Below are 25,364 nucleotides of genomic sequence, written 5' to 3' on the forward strand. Positions count from 1 at the left end.
AAAATTCAATAAATTTTGACCGCTTGTTTTTTTGTGAACTCCTTATTGCTAAGTGGTAAATTTCAATGACAAACATTATTCTTCTTATTGGTATCGCAGCAGTGCTTGCTTTTGCAATTTACGATCAAGTGATTATGCCTAACCTGAAAGGTGAAACGAAATTGACCGTGCAATTACAACGCCAAGTAAAAGGAGATGCGTGGATCTTAATTGGTTTGATTACGCTTACGATGGTTTATGGAGTACAAAATGGAATCGAATCGTTAACCATTTATTTATTGGCGTTTTCAATTATACTTTGTGTTTATGTCACTTTTTTACGTTCGCCACGTTTGTTATTAAAAGAACAAGGATTCTTTTTTGCCAATGTCTTTTTTGAGTATGCTAATATTCATCAAATTAACTTAGCTCAATCACAAATTATTGTGATTGATTTAAAAAGCGGACGACGTTTACTAGTACGTATTCAAACGCCTGAAGATATAGAGAAAGTTGTAAACTTCTTTGGAGGATACAAAAAATGATTTTTAAATTAAAAGGCAAATTTCAACATTATGATTGGGGTGGTTCAACTTTTATTCCTCATTTTTTGAAGTTGGATGCGCCCGAACAAAAAACGTACGCGGAATATTGGTTAGGAGCCCATCCCTCGGCACCCTCGGATATTTTATTTGAACAAAAATGGCTCCCCTTGGATCAAGTTCTTCAAGTTGCTCCCGAATTATTAGGTGAGAAAAGCCGAAGCCTATTTGGTGATAATCTTCCTTATTTATTGAAAATTTTAGATATAAAACAACCGCTTTCTATTCAAATTCATCCTACTAAAGCCGAAGCTGAACATGGTTTTGCCTTAGAAAATCAGCAAGGTGTTCCTCTTACTGCCCCCCAGCGCGTTTATAAAGATCGCAACCATAAGCCGGAGATGATGATCGCTCTTTCTGACTTTTGGGGATTACATGGCTTCAAACCGATTACTGATATTAAAGCGAGTTTAGAACAGCATGATTCACTTAAACCGATTGCTAAAGCTTTAGATGAAAAGGGTTTACCTTTGGTTTATGCCGATATTATGCAGGCGGACAAGCAACAAATTGCTGAGTGGTTGTTACCGATTATTGAAGAAAAATTTGAAGAATACCAAGCCGGGAAACTGAAACCGGATAATCCGGATTATTGGATATGCTACATTTCTGATGCGATGAATTCACCATTACACAGTTTAGACGGTGGTATTATTTGTTTTTATTTCTTTAATATCGTTTATCTCAAAAAAGGTGAAGGCTTATATCAAGGTGCGGGCTTGCCGCACGCTTATTTACGCGGACAAAATATTGAATTAATGGCAAATTCGGATAACGTTATTCGGGGCGGATTAACACCTAAACACATTGATATTCCCGCTTTACTGCATTCGATTGACTATCGTCCGGTTACACCTAAAATTATTCCGGCTTATCGGGAAACCGATGGCTTTATTCATCTTTACCCAACACCGGAAGCCAAAGATTTTGCCTTACAGCATCTCGAATTTAAACCTTTTGATGAAGAAAACTTTACCGCAGATTGCGCAAGTATTCTGTTAGTTATGAAAGGTAGCCTATACATTGATTTAGGCAAAGAGGCGATTCATCTACAGCAAGGCGAGTCAATTTTTATCGCGGCGGAAAGCCAAGTGGATATTATTGCGGAAACAGACGGCTATGCAGTGATTGCAACCTTGCCGTAAATCTGACAATATATATTGTGATTAATATATGGCGTAATGTTTTTGGCTTTAACTATTGAGGTAAATTATGAAATACTCAACATTACTTACAAGTGCAGCAATGTCTATGTTTTTGGCGATGAATGCTTATGCGGAAGGTAATCAAATTAAGCCGACTGTCGAACATAAAACCGTGACAAAAAATGCACCGCTTTCAGCAAAAGAGATCAATCAACAACGTTTTAACGACAGTGTTGCGTTACGTTTTTTCGGTTATGAGCTTACGCAAGATCCACAGGGCCAACCAATGCTCAGTTTCAAATATAGTATTGAGAATAAAACAAAACGTAACATTCGTATTGTGCAATGGGCGGTAAACTATATCCATGACGGTAAAATCATTCTGACACAGGATACGCCGGTCACATTTAAAGATAATTTAAAACGTAGAACAACGGCTGAATTGGTGTTTTCTGTACCGGTAGCGGAATTGCCGGCAGAAGCACAAGCGGTATTCCAAAACCCACAGGCGAAATTAAATGCGCAATTTGACGCTCGCCAAATTGTCTTCTCAAACGGTGCTAAAATTATTGTAGCTAAATAATTTTTATCTAAAAAAGCGGTCGGATTTCACTAAAATTTTGTAAAAAAATCAGTGAAATCCGACCGCTTGTTTTTCTATTTTACTTCTATGTTTGATAGAGGAAGAGGACGTTTTTAAATTTCAATCAAATCTTATGTTTTGTGAGCTGCTTCACGGTATTTTTCGCTCATTTATTGTAAATTAATATTGAAAAGCGAATGTGATAAGCACAGTTCGTGATGTTTTGTTGGTTTACACTCAAATAAGGTTTTGATTATGAAATTTGGAAAACTTTCTTTAGCGATTTCAACCGCATTACTTGGTGCCGGCTTAATGTTTAGTTCGGCAGCTCAAGCAAAAGGGCGTTTAGTGATTTACTGTAGCGCAACTAATGTGATGTGCGAGAATGCGGCAAAAACATTTGAAGAAAAATATGATGTAAAAACCTCTTTTATTCGTAATGGTTCCGGCAGTACATTTGCGAAAATTGAAGCGGAAAAAAATAATCCGCAAGCGGATGTTTGGTACGGCGGGACTTTAGATCCGCAATCTCAAGCGGGTGAATTAGGTTTATTAGAAGCATATCGTTCGCCGAATATCGACCAAATTATGCCGAAATTCCAAGATCCGGCGAAAGTAAAAGGAAACCTAAGTTCTGCGGTGTATATCGGTATTTTAGGTTTTGCGGTAAATACCGAACGTTTGAAAAAATTAGGCATTGAGAAGATTCCGCAATGCTGGAATGATTTAACTGATCCTAAATTGAAAGGTGAAATTCAAATCGCTGATCCGCAAAGTTCAGGTACAGCCTATACCGCTATCGCAACTTTCGCTCAACTTTGGGGCGAAGATAAAGCGTTCGATTACTTCAAACATCTCCATCCGAATATTTCTCAATATACCAAATCAGGTATCACACCGGCACGTAATGCCGCTCGTGGCGAGACCACAGTCGGTATCGGCTTCTTACATGACTATGCGTTAGAAAAAGAGCAGGGTGCACCGCTTGAAATGGTTGTGCCGTGTGAAGGCACCGGCTATGAATTAGGCGGCGTAAGTATCTTAAAAGGTGCGAGAAACTTAGATAACGCTAAGTTATTTGTAGATTTCGCTCTTTCAAAAGAAGGTCAGGAAACCGCATGGAAAAAAGGTCAAGCGTTACAAACGTTAACCAATACCACGGCTGAGCAATCGCCACTTGCGTTTGATCTCACCAAACTGAAATTGATTGATTACAATTTTGAAAAATACGGTGCAAGTGATGAACGTAAACGCTTAATCAATAAATGGGTTGATGAAGTGAAATTAGCGAAATAATTGCCTGTTATAAGCGGTCGTTTTTCGTAAAAATTTTGCAAAAAAATCTACGAAAAACGACCGCTTGTTTTTCGATATTTTTTATTAATTGTTGTGAGGCTATATGGATTCTATTACAAATAAAAGATCGCTGTTTGAATCTAGCCACTTTTGGATTCTGCTCTCACTTATTGCATTTATAGTTCTGCCTTCAAAAGCGCTTGATTACGGCTTATTGGAAAGTACCTCAGATGAATTTTTAGATGCGATGGGTTGGTCTTCAGTTAATCTAACTATTCTGTGGTTTTTACCTTTAGTAGGTTTTTGGTTACTTCCTTTCTTTAAACTGTCAAACGAAGCACAGGCAAAACTAGAACTGGCATTGGTGAGTTTTATTTTGCTGTTTGCGTTTATTTCGGCAACGATTTATCAAGTCAGCATGGGCTATTCAGTGATGGTGCTGATCGCAAGTCTAACCGCACTTGCCACCTTTGCCTTTGCTAAGTTAAAAATGATGCAAGGCGATAAATTTATTATTGCGGCATTGCTTAGTATTATCTTGCTGATTTTTTTCTTTATCGTTTATCCGACTGTTGCGATTTTTATTTCGATGTTTTATGACGGTGAAACGTTCGCACCGGAACAAGTTGTCAGAATCTTAGGGCAGGGTTATATCGTTCGAGTAATCAGTAACTCGTTGTTCCTTTCCGGCTTTGTCGGTATTGTTTCAACCGTTTTCGGTTTAGCCTTTGCGCTTTATACTACTCGTATCGCTCGCCGTACCGCCTTTATCGGGAAAATTTTCTCAATCCTACCGATTGTGACACCGCCGTTTGTGGTGGGGCTTGGCGTGACCTTAATGCTTGGTCGGTCAGGTTATGTGACCGAATTTTTAGATACTTACTTCGGCTTTAAAGATCATAACTGGCTGTATGGTTTTAACGGGATTGCGATCGCTCAGATTCTCGCTTTTGCACCGATTTCATTTATGATTTTAGACGGTGCGTTAAAATCGATTCATCCTTCGATTGAAGAAGCGTCTTATACGTTACGGGCGAACCGTTATCAAACGTTCTATAACATTATTTTCCCGTTATTACGTCCGGCATTGGCGAATTCATTTTTAATCGTGTTTATCCAATCGCTCGCCGATTTCAGTAACCCGTTGGTTTTAGGCGGTAGCTTTGACGTAATCGCTACTCAAATTTATTTCTATATTGCCGGCTCACAATTAGATTATGCTTCGGCAAGTACCTTAGGCTCGATGTTGCTGATTTTCTCATTGCTGATCTTTATCATTCAATATATGTGGATTGGTAACCGCTCGTATGTAACCGTTTCAGGTAAATCTTATCGTGGCGATGTACAAGATTTACCAAGCGGTTTGAAAGCTACAATTATTGCGATGTTAGGCTTCTGGGTGATATTCAACCTTGCTTTATACGGCAGTATTTTCTACGGCAGCTTCACGGTAAACTGGGGGGTAGATTACACCTTAACGCTAAATAACTATGCAATGTTATTCGGACAAGGTTTAAGTGACGGGGCGTGGCCGTCTTTAATCAATACTATGATCTACGCGGGTATTGCCGCACCGTTAACAGCGTTATTCGGCTTACTCATCGCTTATATTGTGGTGCGTAAAGATTTCCAAGGTAAGAAAACCCTTGAGTTCTTAACTATGCTTTGCTTTGCCGTACCGGGTACGGTTGCCGGTGTGTCTTATATTCTCGCCTTTAATGATGCGCCAATGTATATTACCGGCACCGGTATCATCATTATTATTTCAATGGTGATGCGAGATTTGCCGATTGGTATGCGCGCGGCGATTGCCGGACTTGGTCAGTTGGATAAATCGTTGGATGAAGCTTCATTATCATTGAAAGGCAGTTCGTTAAAAACCATTTGGTTTATCGTCTTCCCGCTACTCAAACCGGCATTGTTATCCGCATTAGTTACCAGTTTCGTACGTGCGATGACAACCGTGAGTGCGATTGTGTTCCTTGTGACCGCAGATACCCGTGTTGCAACCGCTTATATTTTAAATCGCGTTGAAGACGGTGAATACGGAGTGGCGATCGCATACGGTTCCATCTTAATTGTTGTGATGATGGCGATTATTTTATTCTTCGACTGGATTGTCGGAGATACACGTATCGCGAAATCAAAAGCGAAAAAAGCAGATTAATTAGTCAACGGGCGGTATGTGCGCCGCCCGCATATAAAAGGCAAAATATTATGAACAACGATTTCTTAGTACTGAAAAATATTACCAAATCTTTCGGTAAAGCAACGGTAATTGATAATTTAGATTTAGTCATTAAGCGTGGCACGATGGTAACCTTATTAGGGCCTTCCGGCTGCGGTAAAACCACGGTGTTACGTTTAGTGGCAGGGCTTGAGAACCCGACAAGCGGTCAAATTTTTATTGATGGCGAAGATGTAACCAAATCTTCAATTCAAAATCGAGATATTTGTATTGTGTTCCAGTCGTATGCACTTTTCCCACATATGTCGATTGGCGATAACGTCGGTTATGGTTTGCGTATGCAGGGCGTGAGTAATGAAGAACGTAAACAGCGTGTAAAAGAGGCGTTAGAACTGGTTGATTTAGCCGGTTTTGAAGACCGATTTGTCGATCAAATTTCAGGTGGTCAGCAACAACGTGTCGCATTAGCGCGAGCCTTAGTATTAAAACCAAAAGTGTTACTATTCGATGAGCCATTAAGTAACTTGGATGCCAACTTACGCCGTTCAATGCGTGAAAAAATTCGTGAACTGCAACAGCGTTTAGGTATTACCTCGCTTTATGTTACGCACGACCAAACTGAAGCCTTTGCCGTGTCCGATGAGGTGATCGTGATGAATAAAGGTAAAATTATGCAAAAAGCACCGGCAAAAGATTTGTATTTACGCCCGAATTCTTTATTCCTTGCGAATTTTATGGGCGAATCGACTATTTTTGACGGTAGATTAAATCAAGGCATAGTATCAATTGGTGATTACCGCTTTCCACTTCACAACGCCGCTGATTTCGGTATTGCTGATGGTGAGTGCTTAGTGGGTGTGCGTCCTGAAGCTATCCGACTTACCGCCGTAGGTGAGGCTTGCCAGCGTTGCCAAATTAAGAGTGCGGTTTATATGGGTAACCATTGGGAAATTGTTACAGAGTGGAACGGTAAAGAAGTTTTAGTGAATGCGAATCCGGATCAATTTGAACCCGAATTAAGAGAGGCATTTATCCATTTCACCGAGCAAGGTATTTTTTTACTTAAAAAAGAATAAGCTATAGAAAATAGTAAGCGGTCATTTTTGCTAAATTTTTTGCAAAAATGACCGCTTATTTTTATATTTGTATACCTATTTATAGGTATTTATATATTACATAATGTAGCGTTTTATTTGTAAATTTTTGAAAAAATGTCGCATAAAGTTATATTTTCTTTACATAAGGCCATTCTGATAATGTAAGTTATGGTAAAATGCGATTTTCATTCATAAGAGGGCGCTATGTTCAAACAAATTACATTGCCTGCACTCGAGTTGATAAAGAATAACGCACATCGCTTTAACAAATGGCTATTCCGTACCAAACAGACGTATGAAGATCGGTTAATTTTAGCTGATATTCTAAATAGTGAGATTTACTTACAAAAGTACGGATTAGAGAATTTCTATCAGCTACTTGAGTGTCAGCCACAATTAATACGGTACGTGAGAATAAAAGAGGAATATAACTTAAACAGTAAGTTTCTCGTTTATGAGCGAGATATGCTACTTCCAGACGAATTTGAATACTATATGCTTAAACTTGCTAAAAATCTGAAAGAAAGTTTATTTTTTCGTGAGTTAAGTCCTGTTCAATTGGATAGTGTTACTCAAGAAACGGTTTTTAGTTACGATTTAGAAACAACTTTTAAATTTATTGAGAAGAAAGGCGATAGGCTCAATATTATTTTCATCGATGATAATGTGGCTTACGTTTGTGTTACTTAATATAAAAATCATATTTTTGAAAATTAATTATTCTTACCTAGTCGATATAACGAATTTTTTACAGCTAGATGCCAATAAAATAATAATAAAGGCATTTATTTAAAGCACGGATGCACATACTATTTTTTAATATTATTGATAGCTTTCATAAAGTGAGCATAGTTTAATAACTTACTTAACCCATTTAATTAAGAATATGTAATAAAAAAGGAAGCTTAAGCTTCCTTTTTTTCTTTTCAATGAACTTATTTAACTGTTACGCGGGCAAATTTACGTTTACCGACTTGGTAAACAAAGGTACCTTGCTGAGCATTTTGACGAACATCTTCGATTTTCTCACCATCAATTTTTACGCCACCTTGTTGTGCGGAACGGATAGCTTCTGAGGTTGATGCGACTAAACCGGCTTCTTTTAACAAGGTTGCTAAACCGATTTCACCTTCAAAAGTAAATTCCGGCATTTCATCTGGAATTGCGCCTTTTTGGAAGCGATTGATGAATTCTTGTTCTGCTGCATCTGCCGCCGCTTGATCGTGGAAACGTGCAATTAACTCTTTCGCTAATAAAATTTTCACATCGCGTGGGTTTTTGCCAGCTGCAACATCTGCTTTTAATTGTGCGATTTCATCTAATGGGCGGAATGAAAGTAGATTATACCAATCCCACATTAATTCGTCTGAAATCGACATCACTTTACCGAACATATCGCTTGGTGCGTCTGTAACACCGATGTAATTACCGAGTGATTTTGACATTTTTTTCTCACCGTCTAAGCCGACAAGTAGTGGTAATGTCATTGCCACCTGTGGTTTTTGCCCCGCTGATTTTTGTAACTCACGACCTACTAATAAGTTAAAGGTTTGGTCTGTACCGCCCAATTCAACATCCGCTTCTAACGCAACAGAATCATGACCTTGTAGTAACGGGTAAATAAATTCGTGAATTGCGATAGATTGGTTATTGGTAAAACGTTTTTTGAAATCGTCACGCTCAAGCATACGTGCAACCGTGTAATTAGATGCAAGGCGGATCATACCTTCGGTACCTAATTCACCTAACCATTCAGAGTTGAATACCACGCGCGTTTTATTCGGATCTAAGATCTTAAATAATTGTTGTTTGTAAGTTTCCGCATTACGTAGTACGTCTTCGCGCGTTAACGGTGGGCGAGTTGAGTTTTTACCTGACGGATCGCCTACCATACCGGTAAAATCACCGATTAAGAAAATCACTTCATGACCAAGCTGTTGGAATTGGCGGAGTTTATTTAAAACAACGGTATGACCTAAGTGAATATCGGGTGCTGTCGGGTCTGCGCCTAATTTAACGCGTAACGGACGATTTTCTTTTAACTTTTCAATTAAATCTTCTTCAGAATAAATATTTTCAACACCGCGTTTCAGTTCGGCTAATGTTGCTTCAATAGATTGAGCCATTTGCTTGATTCCTTATATCTTGTTTTAAATATGAAAATGGAATCTATTATAACGAGATACGTTGTGATTGATAAGGCTTAATCAGCAATAGACGAAAAAAAACGCCTCATTTTGTGGGGGAATGAGGCGTAAGAGTTGGAGTGATTACCTATTATTTTTGAAGTGAGTTAATGATAATGATTCTCATATAATAAGCAAGAGACTTTACAAACTCTTACAAATGAGAATCCTTATCATTTATTTGCGAAATAATAGATTTTTTTAGCATCTTATTCAAGCCTAAAAAAGCTTAATATATAGCCAAAAGTTACAAGTCCGTCCTGAATGAAGTTTTACAGAGACTTAACTTTCTCGGCAATTTAGCCAAGGTACACGTATGCCATTGATATTTTTGTAATAAGCGGAACTTTGCTCACGAGCGATTAACTCAACATAGCTGCCTTGAATCGGATTGTATGAGCGATAAGTTACTTCAAAACGAGAGCCTCGTGCATTGAGCGTTTTATTTTCAATATGATCAAACGGCTCGATTTTTCCTCCGTCCAATTGGAAGTAGAAACCAAAGTTATCTTTCATACGACTTTCTCTTGAAAGCGGAAAGTAGCTGGATAAGTAAGAACTTGTACCGGTTTCAAAATTGCTGCAAAGATAATGATAGCGCTTATAGTTAGCTCGGTTTGCTAATTCGGTTTGACTAATATTATCCTTTAAATAACCTGTTTTCGCTTTTTTGGTTGGTGATGAAGAGGTACAAGCAAATAAGGTTGTCAGTGTTGAGATTAAGAAGATAAGTTTAAGTTTTTTCATATAAATAAGTTCCGATAAAAATAGCCTAGTTTTGGCTAGGCTATGATAGTTCAAATTTTAGCACTGACAAGCGGTAGAATTTGTAAAAAATTTTGCGAAATTGGCCGCTTATTCGCTATTTCTTACGTTTAGTTGCTGCTGACTTCTTAGCTTTTTTTGTGGTTTTACGAGCAGCTTTTTCTTTTTTCGGCTTCGACTTCGTTGCTTTGATTGTTTTAGGTTCTTTGAAAATCGGTTTGTCGCCTGCATTTTTCTTCGCTTTCTGCTTCGCTGTTTTACCCACAGCAATGCCTTTACGGAGGTTATCAATTAACGCAAAGTCGATTTTCTTATCATCTAAGCTCACATTGATGACTTTCACTTTGACCGGATCACCTAAACGATAAATCATGCCACTACCGCCGACTAAACGCTGACGATCAGCATCATAATGATAGTAATCGTTGTCTAATGTTGAAATATGCACTAAACCGTCAATCAGTAACTCATTGATTTTAACGAATAAACCGAAACCGGTAACGCTTGAAATCACCCCTTCGAACGTTTCACCGAGATGATCTTGCATAAATTCACATTTCAGCCAATCCGCTACTTCACGGGTTGCTTCATCCGCACGGCGCTCGGTTGCCGAGCATTTATCACCAAATTGATCGATGTCATCCAGTTTATAGTGGTAACCGCCACCGTCCGTATAATTGCGAGTGTTACCTTTTTCTTTTTCAATTAAGTATTTAATTGCACGGTGCAACAGCAAATCCGGATAACGGCGAATTGGTGAGGTAAAGTGAGCATATTCGGTTAACGCTAAGCCGAAATGCCCCACGTTATCCGCCGCATACACTGCCTGTTTAAGCGAGCGAAGCAACATGGTCTGAATTAACTCACGATCCGGACGATTGGCAAGCTGTTCAATTAGCTCGGCATAATCTTTTGGTTCGGGATCTAAACCTACATTCCACGTTAGTCCACATTCTTTGATAAAGGATTTAAAACTGGTCAGTTTTTCTTCGCTTGGTTTATCGTGAATACGGAATAATGCCGGCTCATTTGCTTTTTCGACAAAACGAGCCGAAGCGATATTTGCCAAAATCATACATTCTTCGATAATTTTGTGTGCATCGTTACGAATCAGCGGTTCGATTCGTTCGATTCTACCTTGCGGATTGAAAATAAATTGGTTTTCAACGGTTTCAAATTCGATTGCGCCACGGTTTTGACGAGCTTTTACCAGCACTTGGAACATTTCGTTCAAGGTTTCCAAATGTGGTACAAGCGGTGCGTAACGCTCACGTAATGCTTCATCGCCTTCTAACATTTTCCAGACTTTGGTATAGGTTAAACGGGCGTGTGAGTTCATTACCGCTTCATAAAATTTATAGCCGGTCAGTTCGCCTTTTTTGGATACGGTCATTTCCGCCACCAAACATAAGCGGTCAACTTGTGGATTCAGTGAACATAAACCATTTGATAAAATCTCCGGTAACATCGGGATCACTCGATTCGGGAAATAAACCGAGTTACCACGGTTTGCCGCTTCTAAATCAAGCGCGGTTTTCGGGCGAACGTAATAGCTTACATCGGCAATCGCTACCCATAAACGCCAACCGTCACCTTCTTTCTTAGCAAAAACGGCATCGTCAAAATCTCGCGCACTTTCACCGTCAATCGTTACTAATGGTAAATCACGTAGATCCACTCGACCGAGTTTAGCTTCTTCCGGTACTTCTTCATTAAATTGGCGAATCTGTTTTTCTACACCTTCCGGCCAAACGTGCGGAATATCGTGATTACGCAGAGCAATTTCGATTTCCATCCCCGGTGCGAGGTTATCGCCTAAGATTTCGGTAATAAAACCCACCGGACGATTGAAGCTAGCCTTACGTTCTTGCAGTTCCACTACAACCACTTGCCCCATTCTTGCGCCCATACGCTGATCGTCAGGAATCAAAATATCTTGGGTGAGACGGCTGTCGTCCGGTACGACAAAACCGATGCCGCTTTCAAGGAAGAAGCGACCGACAATTTGTTTTTTACGCGCTTCTAAAACACGAACAATGCGCACTTCACGACGACCTCGGCGATCAGTTCCGTTTGGTTGAGCAAGTATAAAATCACCGTGCATTACACGTGTCATTTGGTTATTCGGAATAAACCAGTCATCGCCTTTTTCACCACCTTCTACTTGAAGAAAGCCGTAACCGTCACGGTGACCGACAACCGTACCTTTAATCAAATCCATTTTTTCCGGCAGGGCATAACGTTTGCGTTTGGTAAAAATTAATTGCCCGTCATTTTCCATCGCTCGTAAGCGGCGGCGGACGCCTTCAATACGCTCTTCGTCATAAATATGAAATGCTTCAAGCAATTCTTCACGGCTCATCGGCGCATCAAATTCTCGAATAGTGTTTAAAATAAATTCCCGACTCGGGACGGGATTCTCGTATTTCTCGAGTTCTTGTTGGTAATTAGGATCTACTATCATAATGTTCTCTATACGCTAAAGCGGTCTGATTTGCAGAAAAATTTACAAATCAGACCGCTTGAATTAAGTTAAGTTACTGAGCCATAGGCGGACTTTTAGTCCCCAATAGCTTGTCAGCCCTGTTGTGTGCTGTACAACCTTACCGTCTTTAATGATTAAAATCGTTGGTGTGGCTTGGATGTTCCAGCTTTTTGATATTTCGCCATCAGGATCATTGATGGCAGGGAAGTGGTAATTTTCTTGGTTAAGATAATCTGCAACTTGTTGTGGAGTACCGGATTTAAGTGCAACACTTAACACCACTACGTTATCGTCCATCAATTGTTGAACTGCCGGTGAGGTGAATTTGCAGTAGTTACACCAGCTCCCCCAGAAATAGAGCAGCATAGGCTTTTGATGACTGAGTTGTGCAATCACTTTCGGCTGTTGTTGTAAATCGTATAAAACCTGTTGAGCAAATTCATTTGGCGCATTGGGTTTGCGATACCAATCAACCGCTATGCTTAACACGATAAACATCAGTCCGTAAACGAACAGATTCTTACCGAAGCGGAAAAGCATAGCGTTTTTGTTCTGCATTATTGATCCTTCTTATGGCTATAAGTGTAAGACGCAGCACCACGAGCAAGCATTCTTAGTTGCATAATGACTCGTTTTTTGAGCTTTTCACGTTCTTGCGTATTCATATCGAGTGCATAAGCACCGGCAGTAAACACAATCGTCATCAGTCCTTCCGCTTGGATATGGGCGATTTCACGGCTACTGTTTACATCTTTACTCATAATATAGTCGGTCAATTCCGCAATAAAATGCTGAATTTCTCTTGATGCTGCCGTACGGAATGCCTGTGATGTACCGGAACTTTCACGGAGTAACAAACGGAAAACGTTTGGTCTGTCTGTAATAAATTCAAAGAACGTTTCGGTTGAAACCGCAACCACGCTGCCGCCGTTTTCAATACGTTTACGAGCTTGGCGCATGAGCTGACGAAGCAATAAGCCGGACTCATCCACCATGGCTAAGCCTAATTCGTCCATATCTTTAAAATGACGATAGAACGAGGTCGGTGCAATACCGGCTTCTCTTGCGACTTCTCGTAAACTGAGGTTAGAAAAACTTTTTTCTGCACTTAATTGATTAAACGCGGCATCTACCAATGCGCGGCGTGTTTTTTCTTTTTGCTGTGCGCGAATACCGATGTTACTCATTGATGTTCTCTTGCTTCATGATATTTGAAACTTCTTTTGCAAGACGTTCATAGCGAAGGCGTAATGGTGAGCCCGGGCGATAAATTAAACCTACGGAACGATATGGTTTTGGATCGTTAAATGTGAGGTATTTTAAGCCGTCACAAGGTTTAGCTGCCAGTTCCGGAATCAGTGAAATGCCGGCATTTGCCGCTACCATATTACGTAATGTTTCAAGGTTAGTCGCTTTAAAATGCGTGCTTTCTTTTGCGCCGACCGATAAACAGTAATCTAATGTTTGTGTACGTAAACAATGACCGTCATCTAAAAAGAGCAATTCTTTATCTTTTAATGCACTGATATCTAAGCCTTTTTGAGCAGCCCAGTCGTGTTGTTGTGAAACGGCTAATAACATTTGCTCGTTGAAAATAGGTACTTCGATAAATGGCTCGCTTTCTTTTACAAAAGCTAAGATACCGCAATCTAATTGACCGGATTCCAGCTGATCGACTAATTGTGAAGTTTGTAGCTCGTAAATATAAAGTTCTAGTTCGGGAAATGCCGATTTTAATGCAGGCAATACAAGTGGTAAAAGATACGGACCAAGCGTTGGGATAATGCCGACATGAAGTGGGCCGGACATTTCTTTGCCTTGGTTACTTGCCATCTCTTTTAGCACTTTTACTTCGCGTAATACGGCTTTAGCTTGTTCAACCAGAGTTAAACCGGCTTGCGTAAATAATACTTTACGGCTGGTACGCTCAAGTAAAACCGTACCTAATTCGTCTTCTAATTTGCGAATTTGACCGCTGAGTGTCGGCTGACTCACATTACACGCGTCTGCCGCACGGCGGAAGTGTTTATAATCTGCTAAGGCAATTAAATATTCTAAATCTCTAATATTCACAGGAACTCCCAGTTAGATCGAAGAATGACCATTTTTCCTATTAATCAAATAGGCTGAATTATGGCATATTTAGGTGTAGAATGCGTGCGGTTTTTGAAAACATTATGTAAAACAGGAGAATTTTTATGTCATTTAAAGATATGACTGGGCAAAAAGTGCCTAACGTAACCTTCCCAACTCGTAAAGGTGGCGAATGGGTTAATGTAACTACTGCAGATTTATTCGATAACAAAACTGTTGTAGTTTTCTCTTTACCGGGTGCATTCACGCCAACTTGTTCATCAACTCACTTACCGCGCTACAATGAATTAGCGGGTGAGTTCAAAAAATTAGGTGTAGATTCAATCATCTGTATCTCTGTAAATGATACTTTCGTAATGAACGCATGGGCGAAAGACCAAGATGCGGAAAATGTGATCTTATTAGCAGACGGTAACGGTGAATTCACTGAAGGTATGGGTCGTTTAGTTGATAAAGCGAACTTAGGCTTTGGTAAACGTTCTTGGCGTTATTCTATGCTCGTGAAAAACGGCGAAGTAGTTAAAATGTTTGATGAGCCGGAAAAAGATGGCGACCCGTTTGAAGTATCTGATGCGGAAACCATGATCAAATTCTTAAACCCAGAATGGAAAGACCAAGATCCAATCGTGGTATTCAGCAAAACAGATTGCCCATTCTGTGCAAAAGCGAAAGCGTTATTAGCTGAAAAAGGCTTACGCTTTGAAGAAATCGTGTTAGACAACGATTCACAACGCGGTAAAGTGGTACGTGCGGTGGCAGGTAGCCAAACTGTTCCACAAATCTTTATCGGCGGTAAATTAATCGGCGGTAGCGATGCTTTAGAAGCGTATTTTGCAAAATAATAGGCAAATTTAACCGCTTATAAAAAAACCGAACGTTTAAAAGCGTTCGGTTTTTTGTTTTTATTAGGACTATTCTGCAAACTCTTGCATAAATTTGACCGCTTGTTGCACCATTGAGGTTGAGCCGACAAAGAACGGTACACGCTGATGCAGTTCGGTCGGTTTAATATCTAAAATCGGATTAAAACCGTCTGTTGCCATACCGCCTGCTTGCTCAGCTAAGAACGCCATTGGATTGCCTTCATATAATAAACGTAGCTTACCTTTCGGATATACAGTTGAGGTTGGGTAGATATAGATACCACCTTTTAACAGATTGCGGTGGAAATCCGATACTAATGAACCGATATAACGCGATGAATACGGACGTTTAGTCGCTTCGTCACTTTCTTGGCAATATTTGATGAATTTTTTCACACCCATCGGGAAAGTGACATATTGTCCTTCGTTAATTGAGTAATATTTTCCTGCAAACGGCATTTTCATATCCGGATGAGACAGAATAAATAAACCGAGGGACGGGTCATAAGTAAAGCCGTTGACGCCATTACCGGTCGTATAAACTAACATTGTAGATGAACCGTAAGTGACATAACCCGACGCCACTTGTTTACGCCCTTCTTGTAAGAAATCTTCAATCGTAACCGGCGTACCAATCGGTGAAACACGTTTATAAATCGAGAAAATCGTGCCGACCGAAACGTTTACATCAATATTTGAAGAACCGTCTAAAGGGTCGGTCATTAAAATATATTTTGCATTTCTGCCTCTTTCGTTGTCAAAAGCAACGAAGTTATCGTCTTCTTCAGAGGCAAAACCTGCCACATCTTCACGTGCAATTAATGCTTTTTTCATCGTTTCATTGGCAAACACATCTAATTTCATTTGTGCTTCGCCTTGAATGTTTTCAGATCCGGCAACGCCTAAAATATCTTGGCTTAAACCGGCACGGTTAATTTCACGATGAATAATTTTAGCCGCAAGGCGAATAGACGATAAAATACCGCTTAATTCACCTTTCGCTTCCGGGTACTCTGCTTGTTTTTCAATAATAAATTCGCCGAGTGTTTTCATAATTTCTCCTTGGGGTATGCTAAAATAGCAGCGGTATTATAGAAAGAAATTAAAGCTCCCCCTAACGGGGTATAACAAGTTTGTGACATTGATCACAAAATTTTTACATTAAAGGCTAATTTATGACGCAAAAACACATTCACATTCTTGGTATTTGTGGCACTTTTATGGGCGGTGTGGCGATGATCGCACGAGAACTGGGCTATAAAGTGACAGGCTCGGATACCAATGTTTATCCGCCGATGAGTACATTTTTAGAAAATCACGGCATCGAAATTATTCCTAATTATGATGTGGCACAGCTTCAGCCGGCACCGGATTTAGTGGTTATCGGTAACGCAATGAGCCGTGGTAATCCTTGCGTAGAATATGTATTGGATAATCAGCTAAATTACACTTCAGGCCCACAATGGTTGCATGATCATCTGTTAAAAGATCGTTGGGTTCTGGCAGTATCTGGCACGCACGGTAAAACTACTACTACCGGTATGTTAGCGTGGATTTTAGATCAAAATCAGATTGATACCGGCTTTTTAATCGGTGGGGTTGCCGGTAATTTCGGCATTTCGGCGCGTGCCGGTTCCAGCAAATTCTTTGTGATTGAAGCGGACGAGTACGATTCGGCATTTTTTGATAAACGTTCTAAGTTTGTGCATTACACGCCAAAAACGCTAATTATCAACAATATTGAATTTGACCATGCGGATATTTTTGACGATTTAAAAGCGATTCAACGCCAGTTCCATCACTTAGTACGTACTATGCCGAGTAGCGGTTGTATTCTTTCGGCGGCAGCGGATGAAAATGTACAAAATACACTAAAAATGGGTAGTTATAGCGAGCTGCAATTTATCGGTGAAGATAAACAGTGGTTTGCAAAACCGATTTCAGCAGATTGTTCGCATTTTGAAGTATTCCACAAAGGTGAAAAAGCCGGCGAGGTAAAATGGAATATTATCGGTGCACATAATATGCACAATGCTCTGATGGCGATTGCAGCGGCACATCATGCAGGCGTATCAGTAACTGGCGCTTGTGAAGCACTCGGTTCATTTATTAATGCGAACCGCCGTTTAGAAGTGAAAGGCGAAGTGAATGGCATTACCGTCTATGATGACTTTGCCCACCACCCAACCGCAATTGCGGCAACCATTGATGCTTTACGTGGCAAAGTGGGAAAAGAACAGCGCATTTTAGCGGTGCTTGAGCCTCGATCCAATACGATGAAAATGGGCGTGCATAAAGAAGAAATCGCACCAAGTTTAGCCGATGCGAATGCGGTATTTGTTTACCAACCGGACACGATTCCGTGGTCAGTTTCGGTGATTACCGAGTCACTCTCACAACCAGCGGCATGGTCAGCAAATCTTGATGAATTGGTGGCGTTAGTGGTAAAAGAAGCGAAGCCGAACGATCATATTTTAGTGATGAGTAACGGTGCATTTGGCGGTATTCACAATAAACTCTTAAATGCACTAAAAAGCTAGTTTTCCCGCCTATGTAAAAATACCGCCTGGAGAGCTAGGCGGTCTATTTTTTTATATATTTCTAGTTCCCTCATTAAAAACGACAAGCGGTCAGATTTTTGCAACATTTTACAAAATCCGACCGCTTGTAAGTAGTATAAAATTAGCTTTGAAGTGATTATCTTATCGATTCTTTTGCTTGCCTTCCGTTAAAGCTTTTGCATGAAATGCGATATGTTTTTCGATAAAACTCGCGATAAAGAAATAGCTGTGATCATAGCCTTCATGCAAATTGAGCGTAACATCAAAGCCTAGCTTTTGCGCTTTTTCGGTAAATATTTCCGGCTGTAATTGCGTTGGATAGAAGCTATCGGCAAGTCCTTGCTCAATCAAAATAGGGCGAGCAGGTGATACGTTATCTAATAATGCAAAGCTGTCATATTCCGCCCAAGCGGTCTGATTTTCACCCAAATAAGCGGTGAAGGCTTTTTGTCCCCACGGCACTTGGCTTGGGGTAACGATCGGCGAGAAAGCCGAGATCGCACAGTAACGTTCCGGATTCTTTAGACCGATTTGGATTGCACCGTGTCCGCCCATACTGTGCCCGGAAATCGAACGTTTATCGCTGACCGGGAAGTTCGCTTCAATAAGCGCCGGTAGTTCTTGCACAATGTAATCGTACATTCTGAAATGCGCAGCCCACGGTTGTTGGGTGGCATTGAGGTAGAAACCGGCACCTTGACCTAAATCATAGCCTTCATCATTTGCAACAGTTTCGCCACGTGGTGAGGTATCCGGCATCACAATCGCAATACCGTGCTGTGCGGCAAATTGTTGTGCGCCGGCTTTGGTCGCAAAGTTTTCATCGGTACAAGTCAGCCCTGAAAGCCAATAAAGCACCGGTACTTTTTGCCCTTGTTCCGCTTGCGGTGGCAAGTAGATAGCAAAAGTCATTTCACAGTGGGTGCTGTTTGAATAATGCGTATAACGTTCGTGATAGCCGCCAAACATTTTATAGCGGGCAATTTGTGTAAGTGCGGTCATTTTTCTCCCTTTTTTTACGATTTAATTGGATGATATTCTTTTGCTAAGGCACGAATCACAGCCGGACGGTTAGCAATCTGTTCTGCCCAACGCATCAAGTGCGGATATTCGTGTACCGCTAAAAATTCAGCAGCGTCATACACACGATTTAACACGATTTGTCCATACCAGCCCCAAATTGCAATATCGGCAATGCTGTAATGTTCACCACAAATATAGTTTTTGTCGGCAAGCTGTTTATTTAACAAGTCTAACTGTCGTTTCGTTTCAAGAGTAAAACGGTTAATCGGATATTCTTGTTTGGTCGGTGCATATTTGTAGAAATGTCCGAAACCACCGCCTACGTAAGGCGCACTTGCCATTTGCCAAAATAGCCAAGACAAACATTCGGTTCGTTCGTTGAAATCACTCGGTAAGAACGCATTAAATTTTTCAGCTAAATAAAGCAAAATCGCACCGCTTTCAAATACCGGCTGCGGTTTTTCACGGCTGTAATCGAGTAACGCCGGAATTTTTGAATTCGGATTAATCTTTACAAAATCCGAACCGAATTGATCGCCCTGCCTAATATCGATCAGAAACAGATCATAAGCGGCTTTTGAGATACCAAGTTCCAATAATTCCTCAAGCATAACGGTAACTTTTACACCGTTTGGTGTACCGAGAGAATAAAGCTGTAAATCGTGTTCACCTTTCGGTAAATGCTGTTCAAATAACGCACCAGAAGTCGGGCGATTGATATTGGCAAACTGTCCGCCGTTTGGCGCTTCCCATTGCCATACTTTTGGCGGTTGATATTCGGTTGTCATTGCTTTTCTCCATTGAATTTGCAAAAAATTGTATAAATTTTACCGCTTGTTAAGTTATAAAGGCTAATCACTTTTTCTGATGTTTAATATAAAACGGATTGATGTCTGGTTATATAGATCGAAGATAAAGGAAGATTTTGATTGCGAGAAATTTGATAAGAAAAACAAAAGGGACTTACGCCCCTTATTTAATGAAATTAGAAATGAATCACCGTGCGGATTGATTTACCTTCGTGCATTAAATCGAAGGCTTTGTTGATGTCTTCTAACGGCATAGTGTGAGTGATGAAATCACGCAATTTAAATTCGCCTTTCATAAATTGGTCGATAATGCCTGGTAATTCGGTACGTCCTTTCACGCCGCCGAATGCCGAACCACGCCACACACGGCCGGTAACTAATTGGAACGGACGAGTACGGATTTCCGCACCTGCCGGTGCGACACCGATAATGATACTTTCACCCCAACCTTTGTGGCAACATTCTAATGCCGAACGCATTAAATCCACATTACCCACACATTCAAATGAGAAATCCACACCGCCGTCAGTCATCTCGATAATTACATTTTGGATTGGCTTATCGTAATCTTTCGGGTTGATACAATCCGTTGCACCAAGCTCTTTAGCTTTCTCAAATTTAGCCGGATTAATGTCGATCGCAATAATACGACCTGCGCCAGCCATTCTTGCACCGATAATTGCCGCTAAGCCGATACCGCCTAAACCGAAAATCGCGACCGTATCGCCTTTTTTCACTTTTGCAGTACGGGTTACCGCACCGATACCGGTAGTTACGCCGCAACCAAGTAAACACACTTCGTCAAGCGGTGCATTTTCCTGAATTTTTGCTAATGAGTATTCGGAAACAACTGTATATTCAGAGAAAGTTGAAGTCCCCATATAGTGGAAAATCGGCTGACCATCTTTAAAGAAACGTACCGTTCCGTCCGGCATTAAGCCTTTACCTTGGGTTTCACGTACTGCCGAACAAAGGTTGGTTTTGCCTGATAAACAGAATTTACATTTACGACATTCTGCGGTGTAAAGCGGGATAACGTGATCACCCACTTTAAAATCGGTTACGCCTTCGCCGACTGCTTCCACAATCCCTGCACCTTCGTGACCAAGTACACACGGGAACACCCCTTCGCTATCTTGACCGGAAAGGGTATAAGCATCGGTATGACACACACCGGTTGCCACTAAACGGACTAATACTTCGCCTTTTTGCGGTGGCATTAAATCCAATTCTTCAATTTTTAGCGGTTCATTCGGCGCCCAAGCGACCGCCGCGCGGGTTTTGATAAATTCCATTGCTTTCCTTCTTTTTATAGATTGCAGTAAAAAATTCTATAAATTTTACCGCTTGTTTTAATATAAATGCCAATCACTTTTCGTAATAAGAGATATAAATAGAATTGATGTCTTAACCTGTGTATCTGGTACTGAAAACCCCCCTTTTCGCCTGAGAAAAAATGGCATACAATCCGGACAGTTTTTACCCATTCACAGAAGGAAAATATGATGACAACAGAATTTAAACAAGTAGGTTGGATTGGCTTAGGTCAAATGGGTGTACCAATGGTAAATCGTTTATTAGCGCACGATATTGAAGTCGGTGTGTTTAATCGAAATATCGCTAAATGCAGCGAATTTGCTGAAAAAGGTGCAAAAGTGTATGGTTCTACCGTTGAACTTGTACGTGCTTACGAAGCGGTTATTTTGATGGTGTCTGATTTTGCTGCGGCAAAAGATATTCTCAATGAGGAAGTTTGCGCCAATTTAAACGGCAAAATTATTGTGAATATGAGTACCGTTTCACCTACTGAAAATAATCAGTTAAAAGCAATTGTTGAACAACACGGCGGACGTTTTGCCGAAGCACCGGTTTCAGGTTCTGTTGTGCCTGCGACCAACGGTACGTTATTAATTTTATTTGGTGGTGATGAGGCGGTACTTAATCCGTTACGTAATGTTTTCAGCATCTTAGGGCAACGCACTTTCCATTTTGGTGATGTGGGTAAAGGCTCCGGTGCAAAATTAGTGTTAAATTCATTGCTCGGTATTTTCGGCGAAGCTTATGCGGAAGCAATGTTAATGGGCGAACAATTCGGCATTGACTTAAACGAATTAGCTGAAGCGATTGGCGGCTCGGCAATGAACTCACCGATGTTCCAAACCAAAAAGCCATTGTTACTCGCGAAAGAATTCCCAGCAGCATTTATGCTCAAACACGCAAGTAAAGATCTCAATCTCGCTTGTGGCGAGCTGGAAAAAGCAAATCTAGATCTACCTGCAGTAAAAACCGTCGCCGAACAATATCGCAATGCTGTTACTGCAGATCTTGGTCAACAGGACGTTTCAGGCATCTATTTGCAGTTGGCGAAATAGTCCTCCTTATTTGAAAAGAAACGCTGTCAGACAAAGCCTGACGGCGTTTTTTATATTCTGAAGAAAGCTGAAATTAGTGTAATATATACTTATCTCAATAAATACAGGAAAACAGCAATGACGGCTCGCTATAATGAAAAAACCAGAGTTCAAATTCCCGCAGTAGCACATTTAGGGCGTTTGGGATATCAATATCTTTCGCTAAAAACAGCGCAATGGGATGTTAGCAATAACATTTTTGGTGAGGTTTTTAAGTCGGCGATTGCAAAAATTAACCCAAATTTGACTACTTTTGATCTCGAACGAGAGCTGAAAAATGTGGCGATGTTGCTCAAAAATGAAGATTTAGGGCAAGCGTTTTATAAGCGTTTACTGCAAGTTGGCACAGCTCGCCTGATTGATTTTGACTGTATTGAGAACAACCAATTTCACGTTGTTGCCGAACTAACTTGTGGTGACAAAGACGGTGACAATTTCCGTCCGGATATTACCCTACTGATTAACGGTTTACCGTTAGTGTTTTTAGAAGTGAAAAAGCCGAATGCCCAAAATGGATTGCAGTCGGAATTTGAGCGTATGCAATATCGCTGTAAAAAGCCGGCTTTCCGTCCTTACATCAACGCTACACAACTGATGGTTTTTTCTAATAATCAGGAATATCAAACTGCTGATCGCCATAAAACTCAGGGGGCGTTTTATGCGACAACAGGTTTTCACGGTGTACAGTTCAATTATTTCCGTGATGAAGGCGAAATTGCCGAAGAACAAGCGGTCAAATTAAACGAAAATCTTGCAATTTTACCAGAGGCGGAATTAAACCGTATTTTGCTAGACTTTAATGAGCCGATGTTGAAAAACGATGCGGAATTTCGTACCAATCTTGATCCAAATTCGCCGACTAATCGTCTTTGTACTGCACTATTGCACAAAGAACGTTTGTTATTTTTGTTGAAATACGGCATTGCCTATGTAGAAGAACAAGGTGGCATGGAAAAACATGTAATGCGTTATCCACAACTGTTTGCGACTAAGGCGATCAGCCGCCATTTAGCAGCAGGTAAAAAGAAAGGCATTATTTGGCATACGCAAGGCAGTGGTAAAACGGCGTTGGCGTATTACAACGTACGAGTGCTAACCGATTTTTATCAACGCCAAAATGTGATTCCTAAATTCTATTTCATTGTGGACAGACTCGATTTACGCAATCAGGCAATGTCGGAATTTAGTCATCGTGGATTACAAGTAAACAGTATTAACAGCCGTGAAGAGTTTGCTCAAGAAATGCGAAAAGCCGCTGCATTGAGTAACTATAGCGGTGATCCTGAAATTACGGTGGTCAATATCCAAAAATTCCAAAATAGTAATGTAGCGGAATTTATTCCTGATTACGACATCAGTGTGCAGCGTATCTTTTTTATTGATGAAGCACACCGCAGTTTTGGTAATCAAGCACAAACCGTGAGCCAATTTTTAGCCAGCCTAATCCAAGCCGATCCAAGTGCAGTACATATTGGCTTGACGGGCACACCATTGCTCGGAGGCGGTAAAAACCGAGTTGGCTCAACGGCAATTTTTGGTGATTACATTCATAAGTATTACTACAATCAATCCATTGCGGACGGTTACACGCTCCGCCTGATTCGTGAAGAAATCGAAAGTAATTACAAAGCGGAACTTAGCCAAATTTTGGCGGATTTGCAAATTCAACAAGGCAGTATTAAAAGCCGAACCATTACCAGTCGCCGCCGTTTTGTTGAGCCAATGCTAGACTACATCGTGCAGGATTTTGAAAAATTCAGACGACAAAAAGCCGACAATTCGCTCGGGGCGATGGTGATTTGCGACAGTAGCGATCAAGCCCGAATGATGCATTTTCTATTCAACCAAAAATATGCAGAAAATCCGCAAGATTTGACCGCTTACCGTGAAAAACTGGCTGAAAATGATCCGCACTTTTTTGATGAATTACCGAAAGTTGCCGAGTCAACTGCAACCTATAACCTAGCTAAACGTACGGTAACATCAGCAAGTTTGATTTTATCGGACGAAGGCGATAAAACTTACCGTAAAGACCTTGTGGATGATTACAAAGCCGGCAAAACCGATTTGTTGTTTGTTTACAATATGTTGCTCACAGGTTTTGACGCAAAACGTCTGAAAAAACTCTATTTAGGGCGAGTAATCAAAGAACATAACTTATTGCAAGCTCTCACAAGGGTAAATCGTACCTACAAAGATTACGAGTTTGGCTATGTGGTAGATTTTGCCGATATTCAGGCAGAATTTGATAAAACCAATGCCGCCTACCAAGCGGAATTACAACTTGAATTAGGCGATGAAGCGGAACATTATTCCCAACTTTTCAAATCGCAAGCGGAAATCGATCAAGACATCGCTCAAATCAAAGAGGTACTTTTTGATTTTGAAACTGAAAATGCCGAAATTTTCCGCCAACAGCTTGATGAAATTGACGACAAACAAAAATTACTCGAATTAAAACGCACGTTGGAATTGGCAAGAAGCCTGTATAACCAGCTCAAAGTGGACGAAAAATCAGGCTTAGAACGCCTTGATTTTGAGCAATACAACGTGCTTTACCGCCAAGTGCTAGACCGTCTGTTCCAAGTAAATACTATGGAACGAGTGGATTCAGGCGATTTGCAAGGCGTGTTAAACGAGGCATTGGAAAATATCTACTTCACATTCCACAAAAAAAGTGAGGCAGAATTAAAATTAGCCGACAGTTTGCAAGACCAAATGCGGAAAACTCGTGAAGCCTTCGCTCGCAACATAGACCAAAAAGATCCTGAATTTGTCCGTTTACTAGATGAATTGAAACATCTGTTTGAAAAACGTAACGTGCAATCTGTAAGCCAAGCGGAAATGCAAATGCACATTGATGAATTCGCCAAACTAGAACGCCAAATTGGTAAATTAAATGCCGAAAACGACCGCTTGTCGCTTAAATTTGCAGGCGATGCTAAATTTGTCCGCATTTTCAAACGTGGCGTACAAGATTTTGGCTTGCAACAAAACCGTAGCCATTTTATGGAAGGCTTACAGCAGATTAAATTTAGCAACGACCAATTTGTGCTAAATCAGGGTGACTTACTCCAAAGCTCTTCGAGCTATTTTGAAAAAGAGAGTTTACGTACGGTGACGAAACTCAAAAGCGAGTTCCAATTGCCGCTCGATAACAAAGCCTTAATGAACTTAAATAAATTGATTGTGAGTGAGTATATAGGGGCATAGCCCATTACAAATATAAATATAGGGACACAACGTGTCACTGCTGAACAAAAAATAAACTAGAGCA

21 protein-coding genes are annotated in these 25,364 nt (G+C 40.5%); 11 read left to right on the forward strand and 10 right to left on the reverse strand.

Going from position 1 to position 25,364, the window contains the following annotated elements:
* Positions 1-65: 65 nt before the first annotated feature.
* The 7 genes from EL121_RS07120 to EL121_RS07150 all read left to right on the forward strand — a co-directional run bounded on the left by EL121_RS07120 (position 66) and on the right by EL121_RS07150 (position 7,580).
* Positions 66-524: a DUF986 family protein gene (locus EL121_RS07120; RefSeq protein ID WP_039198731.1), complete on the forward strand. Its 459-nt coding sequence runs from the start codon at positions 66-68 to the stop codon at positions 522-524.
* Positions 521-1,726: a mannose-6-phosphate isomerase, class I gene (gene manA, locus EL121_RS07125; protein ID WP_039198732.1), complete on the forward strand. Its 1,206-nt coding sequence runs from the start codon at positions 521-523 to the stop codon at positions 1,724-1,726. The genes EL121_RS07120 and manA overlap by 4 nt, the downstream gene beginning before the upstream one ends.
* A gap of 67 nt (positions 1,727-1,793) precedes the next feature.
* Positions 1,794-2,309 carry a hypothetical protein gene (locus EL121_RS07130; RefSeq protein ID WP_039198734.1) on the forward strand — a complete coding sequence of 172 codons (516 nt, stop codon included), beginning with the start codon at positions 1,794-1,796 and terminating at the stop codon, positions 2,307-2,309.
* Positions 2,310-2,564: 255 nt separating this feature from the next.
* Complete coding sequence (locus EL121_RS07135; protein ID WP_039198737.1) at positions 2,565-3,605, forward strand: ABC transporter substrate-binding protein; 1,041 nt, start codon at positions 2,565-2,567, stop codon at positions 3,603-3,605.
* A 103-nt stretch (positions 3,606-3,708) separates the two neighbouring features.
* Positions 3,709-5,772: an ABC transporter permease gene (locus EL121_RS07140; RefSeq protein WP_039198738.1), complete on the forward strand. Its 2,064-nt coding sequence runs from the start codon at positions 3,709-3,711 to the stop codon at positions 5,770-5,772.
* 50 nt (positions 5,773-5,822) lie between these two features.
* Entirely contained in the window at positions 5,823-6,869 is a 1,047-nt protein-coding gene (fbpC, locus tag EL121_RS07145; RefSeq protein WP_129545056.1) for a ferric ABC transporter ATP-binding protein, read from the forward strand.
* Between the two features lie 225 nt (positions 6,870-7,094).
* Positions 7,095-7,580, forward strand: a complete 486-nt coding sequence (locus EL121_RS07150; RefSeq protein ID WP_039198742.1) for a hypothetical protein — start codon at positions 7,095-7,097, stop codon at positions 7,578-7,580.
* A 245-nt stretch (positions 7,581-7,825) separates the two neighbouring features.
* On the opposite strand, the gene tyrS is transcribed toward EL121_RS07150, so the two are convergent.
* The 6 genes from tyrS to oxyR all read right to left on the reverse strand — a co-directional run bounded on the left by tyrS (position 7,826) and on the right by oxyR (position 14,399).
* On the reverse strand, positions 7,826-9,016 hold the full coding sequence (gene tyrS, locus EL121_RS07155; RefSeq protein ID WP_039198744.1) for a tyrosine--tRNA ligase: 1,191 nt from the start codon (positions 9,014-9,016) through the stop codon (positions 7,826-7,828).
* A gap of 342 nt (positions 9,017-9,358) precedes the next feature.
* Positions 9,359-9,823, reverse strand: coding sequence for a hypothetical protein (locus EL121_RS07160; RefSeq protein ID WP_039198745.1), 465 nt, complete (start codon positions 9,821-9,823; stop codon positions 9,359-9,361).
* A 115-nt stretch (positions 9,824-9,938) separates the two neighbouring features.
* Entirely contained in the window at positions 9,939-12,305 is a 2,367-nt protein-coding gene (gene rnr, locus EL121_RS07165) for a ribonuclease R (protein WP_039198746.1), read from the reverse strand.
* 63 nt (positions 12,306-12,368) lie between these two features.
* A complete protein-coding gene (locus EL121_RS07170; RefSeq protein WP_039198748.1) occupies positions 12,369-12,884 on the reverse strand; it encodes a protein disulfide oxidoreductase in 516 nt (171 codons plus the stop codon).
* Positions 12,884-13,513 (reverse strand): HTH-type transcriptional repressor FabR, encoded by a 630-nt coding sequence (fabR, locus tag EL121_RS07175; protein ID WP_039198749.1) that lies wholly within the window; start codon positions 13,511-13,513, stop codon positions 12,884-12,886. The genes EL121_RS07170 and fabR overlap by 1 nt, the downstream gene beginning before the upstream one ends.
* On the reverse strand, positions 13,506-14,399 hold the full coding sequence (gene oxyR / locus EL121_RS07180) for a DNA-binding transcriptional regulator OxyR (protein ID WP_039198751.1): 894 nt from the start codon (positions 14,397-14,399) through the stop codon (positions 13,506-13,508). The genes fabR and oxyR overlap by 8 nt, the downstream gene beginning before the upstream one ends.
* 125 nt (positions 14,400-14,524) lie before the next feature.
* Between oxyR and EL121_RS07185 the strand changes: the two genes are divergently transcribed.
* Positions 14,525-15,262, forward strand: coding sequence for a glutathione peroxidase (locus EL121_RS07185; protein WP_015674439.1), 738 nt, complete (start codon positions 14,525-14,527; stop codon positions 15,260-15,262).
* A gap of 69 nt (positions 15,263-15,331) precedes the next feature.
* Here the strand turns inward: EL121_RS07185 and fbp are convergent, their stop codons facing one another.
* Entirely contained in the window at positions 15,332-16,336 is a 1,005-nt protein-coding gene (gene fbp, locus EL121_RS07190) for a class 1 fructose-bisphosphatase (protein WP_039198752.1), read from the reverse strand.
* A gap of 122 nt (positions 16,337-16,458) precedes the next feature.
* Between fbp and mpl the strand changes: the two genes are divergently transcribed.
* Positions 16,459-17,823 carry a UDP-N-acetylmuramate:L-alanyl-gamma-D-glutamyl-meso-diaminopimelate ligase gene (gene mpl, locus EL121_RS07195; RefSeq protein WP_039198754.1) on the forward strand — a complete coding sequence of 455 codons (1,365 nt, stop codon included), beginning with the start codon at positions 16,459-16,461 and terminating at the stop codon, positions 17,821-17,823.
* A gap of 162 nt (positions 17,824-17,985) precedes the next feature.
* Here mpl and fghA read toward each other — a convergent pair whose 3' ends face one another.
* The 3 genes from fghA to EL121_RS07210 form a co-directional block, all read right to left on the reverse strand.
* Entirely contained in the window at positions 17,986-18,846 is an 861-nt protein-coding gene (gene fghA, locus EL121_RS07200; protein WP_039198758.1) for an S-formylglutathione hydrolase, read from the reverse strand.
* A gap of 14 nt (positions 18,847-18,860) precedes the next feature.
* Positions 18,861-19,655, reverse strand: coding sequence for a glutathione-dependent disulfide-bond oxidoreductase (gene yghU, locus EL121_RS07205; RefSeq protein ID WP_052190405.1), 795 nt, complete (start codon positions 19,653-19,655; stop codon positions 18,861-18,863).
* A 197-nt stretch (positions 19,656-19,852) separates the two neighbouring features.
* The gene (locus EL121_RS07210) at positions 19,853-20,971 is read right to left on the reverse strand and encodes an S-(hydroxymethyl)glutathione dehydrogenase/class III alcohol dehydrogenase (RefSeq protein ID WP_005615594.1); all 1,119 of its coding nucleotides are present in this window, start codon (positions 20,969-20,971) and stop codon (positions 19,853-19,855) included.
* A 171-nt stretch (positions 20,972-21,142) separates the two neighbouring features.
* Between EL121_RS07210 and EL121_RS07215 the strand changes: the two genes are divergently transcribed.
* Positions 21,143-22,048, forward strand: a complete 906-nt coding sequence (locus tag EL121_RS07215; protein WP_414843498.1) for an NAD(P)-dependent oxidoreductase — start codon at positions 21,143-21,145, stop codon at positions 22,046-22,048.
* A gap of 117 nt (positions 22,049-22,165) precedes the next feature.
* Positions 22,166-25,300, forward strand: coding sequence for a type I restriction endonuclease subunit R (locus EL121_RS07220; protein WP_039198762.1), 3,135 nt, complete (start codon positions 22,166-22,168; stop codon positions 25,298-25,300).
* Positions 25,301-25,364 lie beyond the last annotated feature (64 nt).

It is taken from the genome of Actinobacillus equuli, assembly GCF_900636745.1.
Taxonomy (GTDB): Bacteria; Pseudomonadota; Gammaproteobacteria; order Enterobacterales; family Pasteurellaceae; genus Actinobacillus; species Actinobacillus equuli.

What these genes read in the sequence shown, in the direction of transcription:
- EL121_RS07135 (WP_039198737.1), top strand. Translation starts at nt 2,565, where the DNA reads ATGAAATTTGGAAAACTTTCTTTAGCGATTTCAACCGCATTACTTGGT.
- EL121_RS07170 (WP_039198748.1), bottom strand. Translation starts at nt 12,884, where the DNA reads ATGCAGAACAAAAACGCTATGCTTTTCCGCTTCGGTAAGAATCTGTTC.
- fbpC (WP_129545056.1), top strand. Translation starts at nt 5,823, where the DNA reads ATGAACAACGATTTCTTAGTACTGAAAAATATTACCAAATCTTTCGGT.
- EL121_RS07130 (WP_039198734.1), top strand. Translation starts at nt 1,794, where the DNA reads ATGAAATACTCAACATTACTTACAAGTGCAGCAATGTCTATGTTTTTG.
- fghA (WP_039198758.1), bottom strand. Translation starts at nt 18,846, where the DNA reads ATGACCGCACTTACACAAATTGCCCGCTATAAAATGTTTGGCGGCTAT.
- EL121_RS07185 (WP_015674439.1), top strand. Translation starts at nt 14,525, where the DNA reads ATGTCATTTAAAGATATGACTGGGCAAAAAGTGCCTAACGTAACCTTC.
- fabR (WP_039198749.1), bottom strand. Translation starts at nt 13,513, where the DNA reads ATGAGTAACATCGGTATTCGCGCACAGCAAAAAGAAAAAACACGCCGC.
- EL121_RS07160 (WP_039198745.1), bottom strand. Translation starts at nt 9,823, where the DNA reads ATGAAAAAACTTAAACTTATCTTCTTAATCTCAACACTGACAACCTTA.
- EL121_RS07220 (WP_039198762.1), top strand. Translation starts at nt 22,166, where the DNA reads ATGACGGCTCGCTATAATGAAAAAACCAGAGTTCAAATTCCCGCAGTA.
- EL121_RS07150 (WP_039198742.1), top strand. Translation starts at nt 7,095, where the DNA reads ATGTTCAAACAAATTACATTGCCTGCACTCGAGTTGATAAAGAATAAC.
- EL121_RS07210 (WP_005615594.1), bottom strand. Translation starts at nt 20,971, where the DNA reads ATGGAATTTATCAAAACCCGCGCGGCGGTCGCTTGGGCGCCGAATGAA.
- rnr (WP_039198746.1), bottom strand. Translation starts at nt 12,305, where the DNA reads ATGATAGTAGATCCTAATTACCAACAAGAACTCGAGAAATACGAGAAT.
- manA (WP_039198732.1), top strand. Translation starts at nt 521, where the DNA reads ATGATTTTTAAATTAAAAGGCAAATTTCAACATTATGATTGGGGTGGT.
- fbp (WP_039198752.1), bottom strand. Translation starts at nt 16,336, where the DNA reads ATGAAAACACTCGGCGAATTTATTATTGAAAAACAAGCAGAGTACCCG.
- tyrS (WP_039198744.1), bottom strand. Translation starts at nt 9,016, where the DNA reads ATGGCTCAATCTATTGAAGCAACATTAGCCGAACTGAAACGCGGTGTT.
- yghU (WP_052190405.1), bottom strand. Translation starts at nt 19,655, where the DNA reads ATGACAACCGAATATCAACCGCCAAAAGTATGGCAATGGGAAGCGCCA.
- mpl (WP_039198754.1), top strand. Translation starts at nt 16,459, where the DNA reads ATGACGCAAAAACACATTCACATTCTTGGTATTTGTGGCACTTTTATG.
- EL121_RS07140 (WP_039198738.1), top strand. Translation starts at nt 3,709, where the DNA reads ATGGATTCTATTACAAATAAAAGATCGCTGTTTGAATCTAGCCACTTT.
- EL121_RS07120 (WP_039198731.1), top strand. Translation starts at nt 66, where the DNA reads ATGACAAACATTATTCTTCTTATTGGTATCGCAGCAGTGCTTGCTTTT.